The following is an 18,688-nucleotide window of genomic DNA, read 5'->3' as shown; positions in this document are numbered from 1 at the left end:
TTGTTGTTTACAAATTTATTCTTTGAGCACCGGGAATAGCAGCAATTAGCTTTTTTGTGTAAGCCGTTTGCGGGTTATGATAGATGTCTTCTGGAAAGCCAGATTCTTCTATTTTGCCCCTGTTCATTACAATCATGCGGTCAGAAATATGTTTTACTACCGCCAAATCGTGTGATATAAAGATGTAAGTGAGTCCAAATTCCTGCTGTAGATCTCTGAGTAAGTTAAGCACTTGCGCTTGTACTGAAACATCCAGCGCTGATACAGATTCGTCGCAGATTATGAATTTGGGTTGTAAAGCTAAAGCGCGGGCAATTACTATCCGCTGTCTTTGTCCACCAGAAAACTCATGCGGGTAACGGTTAAAATGGTCTGCCTTGAGATCTACCTTCTTTAACAGCCCAATGATATGTTCTTTTCTATCCGAAATACTGTCAAAAATACCGTGCACAGCCAAAGGCTCCAATAGGGCATTGCCAATGGTCATTCTTGGATTAAGTGCAGAATAGGGATCCTGAAATATCAATTGCACGTCTTTTCGTATTGACTGCATTGCTGACCCGCCTAAGTCGAGGATGGGAACCTTGTTGAATAAAATGGTCCCAGAACTAGGTTCTGTTAACCGTAGCAGGCTCCGTCCTAAGGTGGTCTTTCCGCAACCCGATTCACCCACAAGACCCAGTGTTTCACCTGGAAAAACATCAAAGCTAACATCATCAACAGCTTTGACAAATGATTTTGCAGTACCAAAAAATCCTTTTTTTATGGGAAACCACGTGCATAAATTCCTCACTTCAAGCAAAGGTGGCTGGTTATATAAACTACTTCTGCGTGTCGTGATTTCTTCAGGGGTATATGTGTTGCTTTTTTCCAGGTGAGCACTATTTACTGCACTATTCCCGCTTAGGAAATCTGCTACTACAGGAAGCTTTTTAAGTAACCGCTCTGGTGCTGGTCGGCACGCTAATAAGCCCTTAGTATAAGGGTGTTGTGCATCCTTAAAAATCGCTGAAGATGGTCCCTGCTCAACAATCTGCCCGTTATACATCACAGCAATGTCGTCTGCAATCTCGCTGATTACCCCAAGATCATGCGATATAAAGATCATCGCCATATGCCTTTCTTTCCTGATCTTTAAGAGCAATTCTAGAATAGTCTTTTGGACTGTCACGTCCAGCGCAGTAGTAGGCTCGTCGGCAATCAGCAATTCGGGATTACAACTTAGCGCCATTGCAATCATTACACGCTGCTTTTGTCCACCAGAAAGTTGGTGAGGATAGCTATCAAAGATATAATCCGGCCTCGGTAGTTGCACCTCTTTAAACAACGCTAATGTCATCTGTTTAGCCGTCTTTTTATCTAGTTTCTGATGCAGTACAATGGCCTCAAGGACTTGAAATCCACACGTGAAGACAGGATTGAGTGAAGTCATTGGTTCCTGGAAAATCATCGCGATCCTGTTTCCGCGGTATGATCTCATCGTTGTCGCTGAAACATCAAGTAAATTGATTTCATTAAAAGTAATCTCTCCACTGATTTTCGAATTTGCAGGATCATGAAGTCTCATGATCGAAAAAGAGGTGACCGACTTGCCTGATCCGGATTCTCCTACGATTCCCAGTATCTTTCCAGGCTCTATTTTAAAACTGATATCTTGAACAGCTTGCAGCCACGAATTGTCTTCCTGGTTATGGAAAGCTATATTTAGATTGGTTACATTTAACATCTCATTACCAAGATAGGGATTTTTATCGTTCAAAATCCCCCTTTTTCCTTATTTTTGTACCATGGAAAGAGAAATTCTGGATACCAAGCGTAAAGCATTAAAGATCAATTTAAATCCGAAGATATATGGCACATTTGCTGAAATCGGTGCTGGTCAGGAGGTTGCAAGAAACTTTTTTACTGCAGGTGCTGCTTCGGGGACCGTGGCGAAAACAATGTCTGCTTACGACATGACTTTTAGTGACGCTATCTATGGTGCGGAGGAAACAGGACGGTATGTAAGTCAATCCCGACTTAAAAAAATGCTGAATCATGAATTCGGCCTTCTTAAAGAAAGGCTCTCTGGAGAGAAGTATGATTCGCGTACTTTCTTTGCCTTTGCAGATACAGTTACTACATTAAACTACAATAAGTCCAATGATCCACACGGATGGATAGGGATTCAGTTTCAATCAGAACCGGCTGGCGAACCAAACGAAATATTTTTTCACGTACGTTTACTTGATACCGATGCAGCTTTACAGCAGAATGTTTTAGGGATCATCGGTGTTAACCTAGTTTACGCAGCTTTTTACTATAACCAGGATCCGAAAACCATGATTGAGTCATTGGCGGATAATCTGACAGTTGGTTCGGTCGAGATAGATCTGATTTCCGTAAATGGGCCTGCCTTTACAAATATTAATAACATACTTTTGAACCTCTATCTGATTGTTAAGGACTTTTCAAGTGCAGCGATATTCAATGCAGATGGACAGCCTGTTCTTCCAAAAGATTTGCTTTATAAAAAGGATATTATGATTCTGCGGACTAAGTATGCTCAGAAATCGAATCCTAACTTCAGTATGCTCAATAAGGCAGTAGACCAGTTTGTGCGTACTGAACACGTTCAGGAAGATAATCTAAGTGTCCTGATCGAAGTTTTGCTTTCTAATGTGCTAACACCCGACGAAGACGATAAGGAAATCGATCTGCACGCAGTTGCTAAACGCGCAGCCGATATGTGCGCAACAGGTAACCTCGTTATTGTTTCCAATTTTGCACGTCATAATAAACTGGCGAAATATCTTGATCGCTGTAAGCCGAAAAGTGTTGGGATATCCACTAACATCAATAACTTGAAGTTTGTATTTAATTCAAGTAATTTTGGAGAAAACTACAGCAGTATGCTGCTTACCTATGTAAGTGATATGTTCAGTAAAAACGTCAAACTTTTTGCCTATCCCTTCCTTGATAAAAAATCACATCAGGTAATTACGACGGCAAATATGCCTGTTACACCTGACGCGAAACCGCTGTTCGATTTTCTGATTATCAATGGATATATTGCTGATATCAGAGACTACAGCGAGGCTGATGTTAAGACAGTTTAGTTAGAGGTATGCATCTTTAATGACAACCGCCATCAGATTGTCGGGATTTTCAAGTTGTTTAAATCCATATTGACTGTATAGTTCATGGGCATCCCTGGTCGCCAACATATATCTGCGCAAGCCTTGCAAATCTTTGTGAAAGAGCATAAGGGAAATCAGTTTCTTGGAAAGCCCCAATCCTCTGAATTCTGCTTCTACATACACATCAGCAAGGTACCCAAAGGTCGCCTTATCTGTGATCCAACGTGCAAAACCGACCTGGCGCGCCTCCTTGTAAATACCAAAACAAAGGGAATTGGAGAGAGATCGTTCAACAATTTGCAGTGGAATTCCCTTTGCCCAGTATGATTCCTGACTTAGAAATCGGTGTATTGCAATAAGATCAAGTCTGTTTACATCATCAGAATATATGAATCCATGCTCCAGTATTTCCATTAGTTACGCATATTTATGAACTGCAAGGGCTGACCAAAATCCTCTTTTTTGCACAATGCAATAACGCCCTGAAGATCATCAATGCTCTTGCTTTGTACACGCACCTGATCGTCCATCATGGAAGCCTGTACTTTTAATCCACTTGCCTTAATTTTTGCAACTATCTTTTTGGCTGCTTCCTTATCAATACCTTCTTTTACAGAAATCTCTTTACGGATCATATTGCCAGATGCATATTGTTCTTTACCAAAATCAAGACTTGTGGAATCAAGTCCCTGTTTGGTCATCCTGGAGATAATGGCATCTTGAATCGCTTTCAGCCGCATGTCATCTTCCGTCACAATAGTGATCACATTTGTTTTTTTATCGTGATCAATAGTGCTCTTAGATCCGTTAAAGTCGTAACGGTTTAGAATTTCCTTTTTAGCATTGTTCATCGCGTTATCAAAAGTCTGCGCGTCAACTTTACTTACAATATCAAAAGTGGGCATGATTATAGCTTTAGTATGAAAAATAGATTAGATTTAAATAATAATACAAATCAACAAAAAATATCCTTTAAACACCCCATGTCCGTAAATTTAAGAAAACCAATTTTTACCTTGGTTAGACTTAATCGGGGAGCAGGATCATTTGATGCAAAAACACGAAATTATGAAGAATAGCAAAGCCGAAGTCCAAAAAAAAGCAGAGAAAAAAGCCGCAAAAAAAGAATTAGAAAAAAGCCTTACCGCTAAGTTTTTTGAGGCCGTTAAAAACTTAGGTCATGATGCAGAACAGATCGGTGAGGATTTGGTTCTCGTAAGCAAATTTGTAGCCAAGAAGATCGGAAAGAAATTGGGTTCCACTAAGAAAAAAGTTGAAGAAAACGCAACAGATGGCGTACCAGCAATAGCTAAGAAAGCTGCGTCTGCAAAACGAGAAGTAAAAAAAGACATTCAGAAAACGAAACAGGCTATCAAAAAGGTTACTGCAAAAGCGAAACCGGTAATTAGTTCAGTGAAAGTAGAGGCTATTGCAACAGCGGAAAAGGCAGCAAAATTAATAACTAAGCCGGTAGCCTCAACCACAGCTAAGGTAACCAAGGCTACTAAGACGGCTCCTGCAGTTAAAAAAATGCCCGCCAGAAAGCCAAAAGCTTCACCTGAAACGCCGGAATCATAAAATTCACAACATGATTAACAATTGACGGTTGGTATGAGATAATTAACATTGGGTTAACAATAAAATATGCAGTTTTGATTGTTCCTATACAAACGGGGAAATTTGATTACCATTCATGACTAAAAAGAAAGTTCCTTTTTTAAATCGGGAAATAAGCTGGCTGTATTTCAATGAACGCGTACTGCAGGAAGTAGCCGATGAAACGGTTCCTTTGATAGAAAGAATTAAATTCTTGTCTATTTTTTCATCTAACTTGGAAGAGTTCTACCGCGTAAGGGTCGCAACAATGTCACGTCTGGCTAACCTCAATGACAAAGCGAAAGAACTACTAGGCTTTAATCCAAAGAAAGTCTTAAATGAAATAAAAAATATTGTTGTTAGGCAGGAAAGGAAATTTGAACAGCTTTTTCAAGCTACGCTGATGAATGAACTGGCTCAAAATAGAATTTTTATTCTAAATGATACACAGTTGAATGTTTCACGCGGAGAGTTCGTAAGAAATCATTTTCGCGATAAAATACTATCTAATCTGGTTCCTATTTTAATTCAGCCCGATCAACCTTTTCCTGAACTGAAAGACCGATATCTGTATTTTTTTGTGCGGTTAACAAAAAAGGGATCAAAAACGCTTCAGAACTACGCTCTAATAGAACTACCACCAGATATTCCGCGGTTTTTGGTATTGCCCGAAACGAATGATTTAAAATTTATTATCCTTGCTGAAGATATCATCAAATATTGTCTTGACGATATTTTCTATGTCTTCAACTATACAGAGCTGGACGCATATTCTATTCAGGTAACAAGAGATGCTGAACTGGATATTGATAAGAATGTAAGCGATAAGTTTATTGACGAATTGAAAACAAGTTTGGCAAAACGTAAAAAAGGTAAGCCAATGCGCTTACTCTACGACACGCAGATGCCTTTCGATATGTTGAGTGTACTGGTATCAAAGATGAAAATTGAGGCTGAGAGCCTTATTCCAGGGAATCGGTATCATCGATTTGGCGATTTTATCCGTTTTCCGAACGTTGGTCCCAAAACGCTTGAATATGCTGGTAACGAACCCTTGAAAGTAAGTGGACTACACCGCACCGAAAGTATATTCAATAAGCTTGCTGAACGTGATTACCTCATCAACCTTCCTTATCAATCTTATGATTATATCATTCTATTTCTGCGCGAAGCTGCGATAGATCCGAAAGTAGTCGAAATTCATATTACACTTTACCGCCTTGCAGAAAATTCACGCGTCATTAACGCTTTGATCAATGCGGTGAAGAACGGTAAAAAGGTCAATTGCCTGGTCGAATTAAAAGCAAGATTTGATGAACAAGCCAATATCTTCTGGTCAACACGTTTGGTAGAAGAAGGGGTACATGTAAATTATGGACTTACTGACTATAAGGTGCATTCAAAAATCTGCCTGGTTAAAAGAATGGAAAAAGGACGGGCCAGGTATTATGCTAATCTGGCTACGGGAAATTTCAATGAGAAAACAGCCAGGATTTATGGAGACCACAGTATTTTCACAGCAAAAAAAGAAATCACTACAGATTTACTAAAACTTTTCACCGCGCTCAACAAAAAGATGGTGACAAAAGGTTTTAAACACCTGATCGTGTCTCCGCTAGAATCGAGAAACAAACTCTATAACCTCATCGATAGAGAAATTAAAATTGCCAAGTCTGGAAAACCTGCATACCTGATTTTTAAGGTAAACAGCCTTGCTGATGAAGGCACGGTAGAGAAGCTCTACGAAGCAAGCAACGCGGGTGTACAGATCAAACTTATCGTAAGGGGTATCTGTTGCCTGATACCTGGAGTAAAAGGATATAGTGAAAATATTACGGTCATCAGCATTATCGACAGATATCTTGAACATGCAAGGGTCTTCATTTACGGGAACGCAGGTAAAGAAGAGATGTTCCTTTCCTCCGCAGATCTGATGAGCAGGAATTTTGAGCATCGTGTGGAAGTTGGATTCCCCGTACTGGATACTGAAGTTCGTCAGGAAATCAGAGATATTATTGAATTCCAGTTGCAAGACAATGTAAAGGCACGCGACATCACTAAGACCAATACCAACAAATACCATAAGAATAGGTTGACCACGAAAGTGAGAGCCCAGGTACAGACATATAATTATTTAAAAAACAAACATCAATAATGCTCCGATACGCCGCTATAGATATAGGTTCAAATGCTGTTCGATTGCTGATCGCAGATATCACAAGAACTGAGAAAGGATTTGAATTCAAAAAGAACACCTTGGTCAGGGTTCCACTCCGACTAGGAGATGATGCTTTTTTGGATCATGCAATCTCCGAGCGGAAAATGGATGATCTCATTAAAACAATGATTGCATTTAAAAATTTAATGGATGTATATCATGTGTCTAAATATCTGGCCTGTGCAACCTCGGCAATGCGTGAAGCTGAGAATGGAAAAGATGTAATTAAGAAAATTAAAAAGTTTGCCAATATCGATTTGGAGATTATCGAAGGACAGCGAGAGGCAAATATTATTTATGCGAACCATATTGAACAGAATCTGGATATCAATAAGAGTTATCTCTACATAGATGTTGGTGGAGGAAGTACTGAGTTATCTGTGTTTGTGAACAAAGCGCCCATAGCCTCTAAATCCTTTGATATTGGTACAATTCGTATTCTTGATAATCAAGACAAAGAAGAAACCTGGGAAGAGATGCGCGTATGGGTTAAAGAACATACAAGGAACTTAAAAAACCTTGCAGGAATTGGTACTGGAGGAAATATTAATAAGTTGTTTAAAATGTCTGAAGAAAAGGAAGGTATGCCGCTTACTTTTCAAAAGCTCAAAAGCATGTACAACGATTTGAATAGCCATTCACTGAAAGAGAGAATTCAGGTGTTTGGACTAAACCCTGATCGCGCGGATGTGATTATTCCTGCTGCTGAAATTTTTATAACACTGATGAAATGGACTGGTGTCAAACAAGTGTATGTGCCAAGGGTAGGGATGGCCGACGGCATTATTAACCTCCTCATCGAAGAAAATCTGAATCAATAAACGAGGGCTAGAAATTGGCCATGGTGACTTACACAGCTTGGATTTTTTGAAGCATAGACTGGCATCTCACCACAATATTGGATGATTTCAATTTTTATTTTTTCCAGCTGAATTGATGATTCTGCTGCAATTGTGTGGATATAATCTCCGTTGATCTCTGTTTTTGTAAAATAGATCAGGGAATTCATAATAACCGTTCCGTGCCCATTCGACACGTAAGTACAAGCTAATCGAGTGGGAGCGAAGCTTCGCGTTTTAGTTATTCGGGAATATATTTTATACGCCGACTCTTTCATTGTCCAATATTGCCAAACGTGTAGGAATGGATCTTCAGCCGACAAAATATGTGCTTGTTCAGAAGGTGTGAAAAGCTTCTCAAGAAAGCCTTTTCTTTTCCAGTTGCTTTCTTTTAAAGCGCATCGAAGGTCGACTAAGTCGTTTCCGATCATTTTTCGCCAAGTTTGCTTTCAATAATAGTCATTGATGCTTTTACAGTAAGCATCTTTTCCATTTCCTCGTTAGCTATCACAATATCGAACTCTTCTTCAACATCCAAAATCACGTCAACCAGATTGGCCGAATTGATTTTTAGATCATTAATGAAATCGGTATCCTCACTGATGGAATTCAGCGCTTCCTTATTTTGTGCGTAAGGGCTTACAATAGCCTTAAGTCGGTTAATTAAATCTTCTTTAGACATCATTTTCATTATATTTTTTTAATACGAGACAAGCATTTACATCGCCAAAACCAAAGCTAGCCTTGATCAGGATATCCGATCTTTGTTCCAATGTTTTTTGCGGAATTCTTTTCGATGCGATCAGATTGGTAATCTCTGGGTGAAGATCTTCACAATTGATGTTCGGAAATATAAAATTCCCATGAAGTTGCAGAACAGCAGCCACGCATTCGATACTGCCGGCAGCAGTTAAACAATGTCCGGTCATCCCTTTTAATGTGTTTATGGTAGGGAAATCATCACCACTTCGTTCCAGTGCCTCCACCCAATTTCGAATCTCTAAACTGTCCATGCTAGTTGCAGTGAGGTGGGCATTGATCAAATTTACCTGAGTTGCCAATACGTTTGCATGTTGTAAAGCCTGACGTATACAACGTTGAACGGCTATCGGACTTGGTGCCGTCATAGTTCCCTTCCCACGCTGCCCCCCTGAATTTACATGTCCGCCGAGTATTTCGGCATATATTCGCGCACCTCTTTTCAAAGCATGATCAAGGGACTCGACAACCAATGCACCTGCGCCACTTCCAGGTACGAAGCCCGCAGCGGTGCTACTCATTGGTCTCGAACCCCGTTCAGGATCATCGTTGGATTTATAAGTACATACTTTCATCGCATCGAAACCACCCCATATGTAGGGGCCACTGTCACTAGTTGCGCCCGACAATACTACGTCAGCATATCCGTTTTTAATACGTTCGTAGGCCATTAATAGACTTTCCGTGCCCGTGCTGCATGCAGATGAGTTTGTCGACACTTGATTGCCTAAACCAAGTTTCCCGGATAAATAGGCCGAAACGCCACTATTCATAGTCTGCAGCACAACGGTACTCCCCAATCTCCGTACCTTTAGTTCATCAATATCATAAATTGCTTCTCTAAACCTGTCTATTCCAGAAGTCCCGGATCCGAAAACAAGTCCATAGTCCCAAAATGGCTCATTTGCTTCTGCAACAGGCAAACCTGAATCCTTCCAGGCGTCCATCCCTGCAATGACGCCATATATAATACCGTTGCTGTTGAAATTACGGAGCTCTAATGTGCTGAAATATTGTGCAATCAGCGCGTCATTGAGTTGTGGTTTTCCTGAGATCTGACAAGAAAACTGAAGTCTCTTAAGTTCTTCATCAAATCGGATTCCGGATTTACCACCGCGGATTGCGGATTCAAAAGCCTGTAATCCAACCCCATTGGGTGCTACAACACCGAGTCCCGTAATAACAACCCGGTTAGCCATTGAGCTTCAATGTAACCATGCCCGACAGTGTGCCTTTGCACACTGTTTCTCCGGCTGCATTGGTCATGCTAACGGTGCAATGCAATTTTTTAAACCTGAAATACACTTTCTCAGATACGACGGTAACTTTTTCTCCTGGGAACACGGGTTTCATGAAGTCGATGGCAGTTGATGTTAACATAACATGGCCGATCGATTGTTGATCTGTATTTCCCATGAGATGAATTCCTAGACATACGAGGCCAATCTGTGCCATTGTTTCTGTTAAGATCACGCCCGGAGTTACCGGGTTGTCTTTAAAATGTCCCTTGTAAAATTCAAGCTCCGGGTTAAATGTATAAGATCCTGTCGCTCCATTTTCGTCGATCGCACTAAGCTCGTCTACAAAAAGAAAAGGATAAGAATAGGGTAATGCTTTTAGTATTTCTTGTGTGTTCATATTAGTTTATTGTTTCTCCCCCGTTTACGGGAATAACCGCACCGTTGATCCAGGCAGCCTCATCTTTACACAATAGGTAAACAACATCGGCAACGTCGTCGGGCTTAGTTAGTCGCTTATAAGGATTTCTATCTTGTGTATGTTTAATTAATAGTTCATTTCCTGGTACCCTACGCAATGATTGTGTGTCAGTCACACCCGCCTGAATACAATTTGACCTGATTCCAAAAGGGGCATATTCCAATGCAATTTGTCTGCTGATCGCTTCTAAAGCGGCTTTCGCTGCAGAAACTGCACCATAATATGGCCAGGCACGAGATGAGCCTTCACTGGTGAAAGCTAGTATTCTGGCGTCACTGGCGAATAAACCAGCTTTATGTAAAGCTGAAACCCAATCTACAAGGCTGAATGCCATGTGTTGAAGGGTGATCGTAAGATCTTCAGTAGATAATGGTGTGTCGGCAACCAGAGATTTTAAATTGCCTTTGGCGATGCTATGGATCAGACAACGTAATCTGCCACCTGCACTCATCGTTTCCTGAAGCGATGTGATAATAGATATTCTGTTTTCTAATTTGATCACGTCGAGATTAAAGGAAATTAAGCTGACACCTGTTGCTCTGATTAGCATAAATTGCTCCTCTAAGTCGGGTAACTCCGTTCTTGAGTTTCGATGTACGATGCAGATGTTCATCCCCTCGCGCGCGAGCCTAAGCCCTGACGCAAGCCCCAGGCCGCTACTGCCGCCAAGAATTAATGCCCAATATCCTTTTCCTTCAAAATCTTTTACCATTGCAATAAGATCTGCTGGGCAGAGAACCCAGGTCCAAAACTGAGCATTAGCCCTTTTTCGCCTGCTGTTGGAGAGGCATCCATGAAACGTTCCAGGACATACAATACCGTTGCGCTCGACATATTCCCAAATAAACGCAGAATTTCTTTTGTATGGTCTATGTTTTTTCCTAAAACCCCAAATAATTCTTCTACAACATGCACAATTTTTTTCCCACCGGGATGAAAGATCAGGTGATCAACATCCGCGATTGTCATACTGTACTCTGAGAGAAAAGGATGTATAATTTTAGGAAAGTGCGAAGCAATGGTTTCCGGCACATCAATATCAAGCACCATCTGTAAACCAGTATTTGTTAATGAAAATCCCATCAGGTGGGTGGAATCAGGAAAATGATACATGCCGCTTCCCAAAACCTCAGTCCCTTGATCGGTATCTAGGGATGATAGGAGTACACATGCTGCACCGTCACCAAATATGGCAGCGCTGACAATGTTAGCCATAGAAAAATCCTGAAGCTGAAAGGTAGCTGTTGGAGATTCTACAGCAATGACAGCCGCCCGCTTTCCAGGATTTCCTTTTAAAAAATTCGCAGCGTAAATCATTCCAGATACACCGGCGGCACAGCCCATCTCTGTTACTGGCAAACGAACCACATCTTTTCGAAGGTTTAAATTGTTAATCAGGAAAGCATCAAGCGAGGGGATCATAATTCCTGTACAGCTTACCGTAATTAGATAGTCAATGTCCTCAGCACGCCAGTTCGCTTTATGAAGCGCGTCGCTCAAAGCTGTTGTGCCCAACTTAATCCCTTCGCGGATGTAAATATCATTACGCTCAGCAAAAGATAAGTCGCTAAAAACCTCTTCCGGCGACATAAAAGAATATCTGCGGTCAACTGCCGCCTGCTCAAAAATCTTCTTTACTTTTCTGATAAATCGTGGTTCTTGTTTATCCAGCCATACATCCAGAAAGGGCATAATCTCAGCTGTACTCCGGGAATATTCTGGGAGTGCTTTATTTACGGTACATACTTTTACTTTTGCCATATCTATTTTGTACGGATAATCCATTGGTAACGAAAGGCCCACCTCCAGTGGATACTGAATTTTTTTAACTGTAGTTTCTTTGAATACATCTTTAAATCACCTCGCTTAAAACCGCGGAGGATAGAAATCAGTCCATCTTCTCTCGACATGTCATTTAATCTGAAGAGAAAGCAAATTGCTCTGAAAAGGTAATAAGCTAGCTTACTGCGATGCAGATCATTAATGACTATGCCCAATCTTGCTTTTTCCGTAAATTTTTTAAGGAGTTTTAATAGCTCATCATCCTGAAAATGATGTAGCGTGAGCGTACATAATATGATGTCGCAAGGAACAGCTAATGTCAGCGGATCAAAAATGTCAGCCGTATTATACGAAATAGTGTTATACTTTAGTGATAGCGTTTGCGCATGACTGATTGTAAAAGCATTTGCGTCAATTCCCTCCAGTTCAAAATTCAGTTTTTTTCTGTTTGCAAAATCAGCTAGTGTTCTAAGCATATCTCCATTTCCGCAACCTATATCTACAATTTTGATATTCTTTCCCGCGACTTCGTCAGAAAGTAATTGTTTAACACCATCAAGGGTCACTTTGTTTCCACCCAGTAGCGTGTTGATGCTCGCAATTTTGTCCAGCGCATCACGTAAAATATCTCCTTCCATTTCGAAATCATCCATGATTTCGGCTGCAGCGCTTCTGTATGTTGTATCAATCATGAATTAGATTGCTAATGGTTTACCATGCGTTAACCGGATTATCGGTCTTAATGCAGATGGAAATTTAATTAATCCTTCGAGCAACAACTCGGCCGTTTTCTGATTACCCGCTATCTTTGATAGTACCCTGCCCATTTGCATTCTAGTCCTGAAGTTATGCTGCCAGGATTTTGTGTATGCTTGTTCCAGTTGATGCCGGGAAAATTGTTTTTCTTTAAGATGACTGGTCAATAATTCTGCAAGTAGCTTTGCACTATGAATAGCCATACTCATCCCATTTCCGCAAAGCGGATGAATCAGCCCGGCAGTATCTCCGATCATGAAAATATGCTGGTATACTTGTTCCCGGGGTTGAAAGGAAATCTGACTGATCGTTAAAGGTTTGTCAAAGACCATCCTGCTTGTTTCAAAAATGGTTTTGAGATGTTCATTTTGATATAGCACCTCTTGCTGATGGGCTTGAATATCTTTGAAGCGTTTGAAAGATGAATAATGGACAAGGTAGCAGATGTTAATCAGTTCATCTTCCACTTTAGATACCCCGCAATAACCACCATTAAAATGATGTAATGCAACAAGGTCGTTGGCGAAATCTCCTGTATAATGGGACTTAACTGCCAACCATGGTGATTTATTTTGAATGAAATTTCGCGTTAATTTCTGATCAAGCCCATCTCGTTTTCCATAAGCACCGATTACAAACCCTGCGGTATATCGTTTCCCATGCAATGTGTCGACAGTAAACTCATCCTTCTGGTAATCTACCGCAGTAACGGTATCGTGTTCAAGCCTACAGCCCTGAAGGACAGCCTTTTCAGCCAGAAAATGATCAAGAAGAAAACGACTCACACCAAATCCACCAAGAGGAAGTGTTGTCGAAATTACTTTCCCTGATTGTGTAGATAGCTGAATTCTTGAGATTTGGCTTGGGCTTAGCTCGGCAGGATCAGCATCCAGCCATTGTAAATAGGGCAGAACCTCATTCGATATATACTCACCACATACTTTATGTTGTGGATAACTAGTTTTCTCAATCAGTCTAACATGAATCCCCTGTCTCAGTAAATGTAAGGCACAGCTCAGCCCGGCAAGGCCGCCTCCAATAATCAACACGTCGGTATTGCTTTCCATAGGAGATCAGTATCTCCAAAGCTACTTAAAAATCATAGCATCGCAACCGGCGATTTCCATCATTTCGCCGGTCGTTTAAATAGATCCCTATAGAGAGCTCATGGCTGCCGTAGTTATAGCTGCCGAGCCCACTGAGTGAATAATCATAGGAATAGCCGATTCTGAACTTTGACGAAGCAAATATCTGAACAATAGCACCCATGGCATTTTCTTTAGGTAAGCCACTTTGTAAATTGGATTTTGGAAAAAGATTAACGGAGCTGCGGTAGAATAGTCCAATCCATAGCCTTTCCTTCATCAGCAGGAATGTGCTGAGATCTAACGATCCTGGTGCTTTAGTATCTTCTTTTAATAACACTACTGGCTTAAGCTTAAAGTCGTCATCCAGAGGGATTAATGCACCAGCGGTAAAAAAATAATGTGGCTGTGGCACAGGAGCAAGGATGGTCGTCTGGTTATTTGTGGCAAAATATCTTGCCAGCATATTGGTCGCAGAAATCCCTGCAAAAAAACTGTCGTCAGAATAATATACGCCGAATCTGGCATCGGGTAAACGCTGACTCTGTAAACCTGTTGGTATTAAGGCGTCTCCACTTTGCACTCCCTGCAATTTAGTTCCGTCTATACCAATCTGCGATAAACCTACACCGATACCAAATGCGAGTCGTTGGCTGCCATCATAATTTAAAGGTAGCCTGTAAGCATAGTTTGCAAATGCACTTAAATATCGCTGTGCTCCAATCTGATCGTTCGTAACAACCAGTCCTAAGCCCACATTTTTATTAGTCAGTGTCCCGTCAGCGGAGATGGAAAAAGACTTGGGAGCACCCACCAATCCCTGCCATTGCGAACGATATGTGGCCTGAACAAAAAGATCTTCTTTGTAGCCTGCATACGCGGGATTTATTGATAAACCATTGAAGATAAACTGCGTAAACTGAGTGTCTTGTTGCGCATTTGCAGATACCCCAAGGAGAATCAATAGACCTGCAGCGATAATTTTTAATAACTTTAGTTGAGTCATCTGCCACATAGCTTGTTATTTTGATTTGTTTCTGATCAGTGTCAGGTAACCTTTGAAAACCTTCTGACCTTCCCCCGGAATGTTTATTTTTAAAAGATAGAAATACGTACCCTCATTTAAACCGTCGCCTTTCCATTCATTTAAATAACCCTTTTTCTGATAAATTGTGGCTTGCCAACGATTTAAGATTGTGAGCTCATTATCGGGGTAATTTTCGATCCCTGGGATCTCAAACCGGTCATTTGTGCCATCGTCATTTGGCGTAAATACGTTTGGAATCAAAATGCCGATAATGATTTTGACGTCTGTCGACTGATTGTTATCTCCATTTGGATCACTTTCATGAGCAGAAACAGTCGCGGTATTAGTAACCGTGCCCGGCGAAAGTGATTTTACCTTCAACTTAAGCTCTGCAGTTTGGCCATTGTCCATCTTATCCAACTCCCAAAGTACAGATCGTTCGAAACTGTTATAATTTGCCAGACCAAGAGTTGGCGTGCCAATGGAAAGGAATTGCAATTTGTCGGGCAACACGTCCTGCACCTTAACTAAAGTCGCGTTTCCAGCACCGTTATTCTTCACCTTCAACAGATAGTCGAACGGCTCATTACTCGCTACCGATCTTGTTTCAGATGTCTTAATAATCATCACGTCTGCCTGTACAACAGGTTGGACCTGGTAGATTACCTTTGTTATACCAGATTCCGCAGATGAACATCCATCCTGACTGATGGATATAACGGAATAATCACCACTCGCCTGCACCCGGTATTCGGATAAGGCGGCACCTGGAATAGCCGCACCATTTCTAATCCATTGGTATTTTACGGCACGCGCAGAACTTGCCCGCAACATCAGCGATGCCCCATATGGGACATTGACCGATTGCGCAGCAGATTGGGCAAGGCATGTTGTTGCAAAGAGCAATAACATGCCTAAGACCAAACTTGTTGTTCTGCTAATCATTGATGTTTTACCGGTTAATTAGTTACTACTGGTGTGATTACTGGTGCTGTAGGAGGAGCCGTTACAGATATGGTAATTGTATTTGATGCCGTAGCATCAGCCGCAGCGGAAATCAAACGACCTGTTGGAATAACATATTTGCCTGTTGCGACAAAATAGTACGTACCAACGGCAGTCTCCGTAACCTGATAAGGATTTGATGTTGCGAGTTTGGTTAAAGAAGCTAAACTTCCATCAGAAGGGGTTTTATACCAGTCGGCCAACGCAATGGTAACTTCTGAGGGAAGAGCCACACTGCCCGTTACTGTAGCTGCTGTAGCATTTAGTTTTGTTCGCAGAGATGCATCTGCATTTGTACAGTATGATGCTGGTGTCCCAGCATCGGCAGCAACGGTGACTGTGAACTCAGGTAAAACAAAGATATCAATGTCTTTTGTCGCATCCACGTCAGACCAACACCCATTACCATCCTTAACAAGTAAACGTAGCTTGTATGCACCTTCCACAGTTAAGGTTTGCTTAAGTTGTGAGCCAGTTGTACCGGTAATCACAGCATTGGTTATCGCTGGGTCGGGTTGTGAGACCATAATCCATTTGTACTCCGAAAAGCCACTGCCACCGTTAATAGTGACTTCTTTACCTTTATAGGCGTAATAATTTGCTGCACTTGCAGAGACACTTGCGGATACCACTAGTATAACCATGAGGGTAATCGCTTTGAAAAAGTTGGGAGTTTTCATAATCTATTTATTTGAGTATATTGTTTAATTAGTTAATTGCTTGTGGGGTAATTGGTGGTGTATTGGGTTTTGGTAACAAAGTGACATGGAAAGCTAATCCTGCGCTCGTGCACGTTGCATTTTTAACGTATAATATTCCACTGTATGCTCCCGCAGTTGCCGTTGCCGGGAAATGTATGGGAATTGCCGCCGCGGGAAGGGACTGATCGGTAACTGGTAAAAAGGTACCTGGTAAAAGTGGATCCCAGACAATGCTATAAGTGGTTGGCGACTGCGTTGTTGCCGTATAGGGTAAACTTGCTGTCGACGTTTCTACACATGCTGAAGGCATTGCTCCAAGCGTAATTGTCGGTAGGGACAAAACTGTCACGTTGATCGGTACGCGCTCTGATTCTAGGGTACAGCCTATCTTTCTTGAGGCTACATAATAAATAGTATTCGCGATAAGGGAAGGCGTAACGAAAGGGGCTGTGGCCGACTGCACAACAGGGCTGGTGCTGCTGAGCGAATTATACCAAAGTAATTCATTCCCCGAATCTGTAGTTGCCCTGAGTGCAGCGGTATTACCGTAGCACACCGAAACGTTTTGAGAAGAGACGCCAACAGTAAAAGTTGGTTTTGCCGCAGTCATGCTTACATCGTACATACGTAAAGCATCACCGGCTACACCGAGATTAAGCAAACCGGCGTTTAACTCTACAACAACTCTGTTGAAAGCTACGTTGGGGTTTACCGTTACATTCATTTCGCGATATCCCGCACCCAGACTTAATAAATTCAATAAATTAAGATCCAATATATTGGAGCCTAAAGTCTGTGTGCTTACTAAACTCTCATTATTATATACTTTGAACGTTATACCGTTTCCCAGCAAAGCTAGGTCTACCAAGGCCTGTGGTAATCCCATTCTAAACGAAATCCCATCAGTTGCAGTTCCAGTATGGTCAAAGAAAAATGTCTGCGATATGGTACTGGCAACGCCTACACCGGCCAAGCCAGAAGAAAAAGACGAATAGCGACTACTGTTTCCATCAATTGCATATTGAGGGTTTGCAATAAGCTGACTTAATTCTAAACCGCCAACTGCCGCTCCACTATTGATAGTGATTCCCGTAGCCGTACCAGCATCTGTAAACTGAGCCCTGGAGCTGCACGTAGAGGCAGTTTGTGTAAATGCATTATAGACATTGACCTCCAGCGAATGCGCCACATCTGCCACCCTCAAATCTGAAGGTAAACTGACGTTTAATCTGATCGAGTTATAATCAGCCACAGGTCTCACCAGCGCATACCACTCGCCAAGTTTATCTAAAACGACATGTGTTGACGTTGTACCCACAGAACTTCCTTCGTTTGGACTTCCATTATAGCCTATGCCTGCACTATTGAATGCGTAATTTGCTGCCCCCGAATAGCCCTGTCCAGTGATGCCCTGAGTTTCTACAATACCTATTAAACCAAGAACGGCAACAGATATGCCATTGAGAACAGGTTTTTCCTTCAACTTGATATATGTGGTTGTTCCACCTGCCAGGGTAGCGTTGCCAGTATTCCTGATCTGGAGGTAAATGTTAGCGCCAGCTCCAACTACACCCGCGATGCCCACATCCTGGACTGCCCGTAGCTTCGTTGGAACCGTTGTGCTCCCAGTAAGCAGCGTATTATCTCCGTAAAAAAAACGGTAGGTATCTGGAAGAGGAAAAACATTTGGTGTCGTATACCTTGAAATTGGATTTGATATTGTTGCAGACCCATTGCCTAGTGAAATCAGGGTGCCACCAAAATAGTCTCCTGTCTTTTGTCCCGTTAAAAATGTCGGTGTCTGCGCATCGGCAGTCATACAATTTCCAGTCACCATCAACAGTGTTAATGATGCCATAAAAATCCCCCGGAACGCAACTTTTTTCCTAATCAACTAGTCTGATGTTATGTTTGATTTTCCCTCTGAAAAAACTTTTTCAGTTATACTAACTGGTGTGTTTTTTCGTTATCCAAACATATCACACAAACATTTTATATTGGCGTTCATTGCATTCAGTTTGACCTGTTCGCAAACACCAGGAAATTCTGAGGATAAAAAAACCCTTACCGATTTTTATCAGG

General features: G+C 41.5%; 19 protein-coding genes. 4 read left to right on the top strand and 15 right to left on the bottom strand.

Going from position 1 to position 18,688, the window contains the following annotated elements; genetic code table 11:
• Positions 1-7: 7 nt before the first annotated feature.
• Positions 8-1,759: an ABC transporter ATP-binding protein gene (locus tag CLV32_RS03035; RefSeq protein ID WP_317130231.1), complete on the bottom strand. Its 1,752-nt coding sequence runs from the start codon at positions 1,757-1,759 to the stop codon at positions 8-10.
• Between the two features lie 28 nt (positions 1,760-1,787).
• On the opposite strand from CLV32_RS03035, the gene CLV32_RS03030 reads away from it, so the two are divergent.
• Entirely contained in the window at positions 1,788-3,098 is a 1,311-nt protein-coding gene (locus CLV32_RS03030; RefSeq protein ID WP_133552250.1) for a nicotinamide mononucleotide adenylyltransferase, read from the top strand.
• Here the strand turns inward: CLV32_RS03030 and CLV32_RS03025 are convergent, their stop codons facing one another.
• On the bottom strand, positions 3,099-3,533 hold the full coding sequence (locus tag CLV32_RS03025) for a GNAT family N-acetyltransferase (RefSeq protein WP_133552248.1): 435 nt from the start codon (positions 3,531-3,533) through the stop codon (positions 3,099-3,101).
• Complete coding sequence (locus tag CLV32_RS03020) at positions 3,533-4,024, bottom strand: YajQ family cyclic di-GMP-binding protein (RefSeq protein WP_133552246.1); 492 nt, start codon at positions 4,022-4,024, stop codon at positions 3,533-3,535. The genes CLV32_RS03025 and CLV32_RS03020 overlap by 1 nt, the downstream gene beginning before the upstream one ends.
• Before the next feature lie 163 nt (positions 4,025-4,187).
• Here CLV32_RS03020 and CLV32_RS03015 point away from each other — a divergent pair, with 163 nt between their 5' ends.
• The 3 genes from CLV32_RS03015 to CLV32_RS03005 all read left to right on the top strand — a co-directional run bounded on the left by CLV32_RS03015 (position 4,188) and on the right by CLV32_RS03005 (position 7,754).
• A complete protein-coding gene (locus CLV32_RS03015; RefSeq protein ID WP_133552245.1) occupies positions 4,188-4,697 on the top strand; it encodes a hypothetical protein in 510 nt (169 codons plus the stop codon).
• 115 nt (positions 4,698-4,812) lie between these two features.
• Entirely contained in the window at positions 4,813-6,870 is a 2,058-nt protein-coding gene (gene ppk1, locus CLV32_RS03010) for a polyphosphate kinase 1 (RefSeq protein WP_133552243.1), read from the top strand.
• On the top strand, positions 6,870-7,754 hold the full coding sequence (locus tag CLV32_RS03005) for a Ppx/GppA phosphatase family protein (RefSeq protein WP_133552241.1): 885 nt from the start codon (positions 6,870-6,872) through the stop codon (positions 7,752-7,754). The genes ppk1 and CLV32_RS03005 overlap by 1 nt, the downstream gene beginning before the upstream one ends.
• Here the strand turns inward: CLV32_RS03005 and CLV32_RS03000 are convergent.
• From CLV32_RS03000 to CLV32_RS02945, 12 genes are read right to left on the bottom strand one after another with little or no spacing between them, the layout of a single operon-like run.
• The gene (locus tag CLV32_RS03000) at positions 7,748-8,203 is read right to left on the bottom strand and encodes a 4'-phosphopantetheinyl transferase family protein (RefSeq protein ID WP_133552239.1); all 456 of its coding nucleotides are present in this window, start codon (positions 8,201-8,203) and stop codon (positions 7,748-7,750) included. The genes CLV32_RS03005 and CLV32_RS03000 overlap by 7 nt on opposite strands.
• On the bottom strand, positions 8,200-8,457 hold the full coding sequence (locus CLV32_RS02995; RefSeq protein ID WP_243732225.1) for an acyl carrier protein: 258 nt from the start codon (positions 8,455-8,457) through the stop codon (positions 8,200-8,202). Before CLV32_RS02995 ends, CLV32_RS03000 begins: the two co-directional genes overlap by 4 nt.
• Positions 8,447-9,730 carry a beta-ketoacyl-[acyl-carrier-protein] synthase family protein gene (locus CLV32_RS02990; RefSeq protein ID WP_133552237.1) on the bottom strand — a complete coding sequence of 428 codons (1,284 nt, stop codon included), beginning with the start codon at positions 9,728-9,730 and terminating at the stop codon, positions 8,447-8,449. Before CLV32_RS02990 ends, CLV32_RS02995 begins: the two co-directional genes overlap by 11 nt.
• Positions 9,723-10,169 (bottom strand): 3-hydroxyacyl-ACP dehydratase FabZ family protein, encoded by a 447-nt coding sequence (locus CLV32_RS02985; protein WP_133552235.1) that lies wholly within the window; start codon positions 10,167-10,169, stop codon positions 9,723-9,725. Before CLV32_RS02985 ends, CLV32_RS02990 begins: the two co-directional genes overlap by 8 nt.
• A 1-nt stretch (position 10,170) precedes the next feature.
• The gene (locus CLV32_RS02980) at positions 10,171-10,962 is read right to left on the bottom strand and encodes an SDR family oxidoreductase (protein ID WP_133552233.1); all 792 of its coding nucleotides are present in this window, start codon (positions 10,960-10,962) and stop codon (positions 10,171-10,173) included.
• Positions 10,956-12,011 (bottom strand): type III polyketide synthase, encoded by a 1,056-nt coding sequence (locus tag CLV32_RS02975; RefSeq protein ID WP_133552231.1) that lies wholly within the window; start codon positions 12,009-12,011, stop codon positions 10,956-10,958. The genes CLV32_RS02980 and CLV32_RS02975 overlap by 7 nt, the downstream gene beginning before the upstream one ends.
• A gap of 2 nt (positions 12,012-12,013) precedes the next feature.
• On the bottom strand, positions 12,014-12,724 hold the full coding sequence (locus CLV32_RS02970) for a methyltransferase domain-containing protein (protein WP_133552229.1): 711 nt from the start codon (positions 12,722-12,724) through the stop codon (positions 12,014-12,016).
• A gap of 3 nt (positions 12,725-12,727) precedes the next feature.
• Positions 12,728-13,855 carry an NAD(P)/FAD-dependent oxidoreductase gene (locus CLV32_RS02965; RefSeq protein ID WP_133552227.1) on the bottom strand — a complete coding sequence of 376 codons (1,128 nt, stop codon included), beginning with the start codon at positions 13,853-13,855 and terminating at the stop codon, positions 12,728-12,730.
• A gap of 25 nt (positions 13,856-13,880) precedes the next feature.
• On the bottom strand, positions 13,881-14,888 hold the full coding sequence (locus CLV32_RS02960) for a PorP/SprF family type IX secretion system membrane protein (RefSeq protein WP_243732224.1): 1,008 nt from the start codon (positions 14,886-14,888) through the stop codon (positions 13,881-13,883).
• 6 nt (positions 14,889-14,894) lie between these two features.
• On the bottom strand, positions 14,895-15,845 hold the full coding sequence (locus CLV32_RS02955; RefSeq protein ID WP_133552225.1) for a T9SS type B sorting domain-containing protein: 951 nt from the start codon (positions 15,843-15,845) through the stop codon (positions 14,895-14,897).
• Between the two features lie 14 nt (positions 15,846-15,859).
• Positions 15,860-16,585 (bottom strand): hypothetical protein, encoded by a 726-nt coding sequence (locus CLV32_RS02950; protein ID WP_133552223.1) that lies wholly within the window; start codon positions 16,583-16,585, stop codon positions 15,860-15,862.
• A gap of 28 nt (positions 16,586-16,613) precedes the next feature.
• A complete protein-coding gene (locus CLV32_RS02945; protein WP_133552221.1) occupies positions 16,614-18,464 on the bottom strand; it encodes an immunoglobulin domain-containing protein in 1,851 nt (616 codons plus the stop codon).
• Positions 18,465-18,688: the final 224 nt, after the last annotated feature.

It is taken from the genome of Pedobacter duraquae, assembly GCF_004362245.1.
In the GTDB taxonomy this organism is placed as follows: Bacteria; Bacteroidota; Bacteroidia; order Sphingobacteriales; family Sphingobacteriaceae; genus Pedobacter; species Pedobacter duraquae.
The sequence above is the reverse complement of the archived record's forward strand: the minus strand, read 5'-3'. Positions and strand labels throughout refer to the sequence as shown.

Bases quoted from the DNA above. Each gene is read 5' to 3' on its own strand.
- CLV32_RS03030 (WP_133552250.1), top strand. From the start codon at position 1,788: ATGGAAAGAGAAATTCTGGATACCAAGCGTAAAGCATTAAAGATCAAT.
- CLV32_RS03025 (WP_133552248.1), bottom strand. From the start codon at position 3,533: ATGGAAATACTGGAGCATGGATTCATATATTCTGATGATGTAAACAGA.
- CLV32_RS03020 (WP_133552246.1), bottom strand. From the start codon at position 4,024: ATGCCCACTTTTGATATTGTAAGTAAAGTTGACGCGCAGACTTTTGAT.
- CLV32_RS03015 (WP_133552245.1), top strand. From the start codon at position 4,188: ATGAAGAATAGCAAAGCCGAAGTCCAAAAAAAAGCAGAGAAAAAAGCC.
- ppk1 (WP_133552243.1), top strand. From the start codon at position 4,813: ATGACTAAAAAGAAAGTTCCTTTTTTAAATCGGGAAATAAGCTGGCTG.
- CLV32_RS03005 (WP_133552241.1), top strand. From the start codon at position 6,870: ATGCTCCGATACGCCGCTATAGATATAGGTTCAAATGCTGTTCGATTG.
- CLV32_RS03000 (WP_133552239.1), bottom strand. From the start codon at position 8,203: ATGATCGGAAACGACTTAGTCGACCTTCGATGCGCTTTAAAAGAAAGC.
- CLV32_RS02995 (WP_243732225.1), bottom strand. From the start codon at position 8,457: ATGATGTCTAAAGAAGATTTAATTAACCGACTTAAGGCTATTGTAAGC.
- CLV32_RS02990 (WP_133552237.1), bottom strand. From the start codon at position 9,730: ATGGCTAACCGGGTTGTTATTACGGGACTCGGTGTTGTAGCACCCAAT.
- CLV32_RS02985 (WP_133552235.1), bottom strand. From the start codon at position 10,169: ATGAACACACAAGAAATACTAAAAGCATTACCCTATTCTTATCCTTTT.
- CLV32_RS02980 (WP_133552233.1), bottom strand. From the start codon at position 10,962: ATGGTAAAAGATTTTGAAGGAAAAGGATATTGGGCATTAATTCTTGGC.
- CLV32_RS02975 (WP_133552231.1), bottom strand. From the start codon at position 12,011: ATGGCAAAAGTAAAAGTATGTACCGTAAATAAAGCACTCCCAGAATAT.
- CLV32_RS02970 (WP_133552229.1), bottom strand. From the start codon at position 12,724: ATGATTGATACAACATACAGAAGCGCTGCAGCCGAAATCATGGATGAT.
- CLV32_RS02965 (WP_133552227.1), bottom strand. From the start codon at position 13,855: ATGGAAAGCAATACCGACGTGTTGATTATTGGAGGCGGCCTTGCCGGG.
- CLV32_RS02960 (WP_243732224.1), bottom strand. From the start codon at position 14,888: ATGTGGCAGATGACTCAACTAAAGTTATTAAAAATTATCGCTGCAGGT.
- CLV32_RS02955 (WP_133552225.1), bottom strand. From the start codon at position 15,845: ATGATTAGCAGAACAACAAGTTTGGTCTTAGGCATGTTATTGCTCTTT.
- CLV32_RS02950 (WP_133552223.1), bottom strand. From the start codon at position 16,585: ATGAAAACTCCCAACTTTTTCAAAGCGATTACCCTCATGGTTATACTA.
- CLV32_RS02945 (WP_133552221.1), bottom strand. From the start codon at position 18,464: ATGGCATCATTAACACTGTTGATGGTGACTGGAAATTGTATGACTGCC.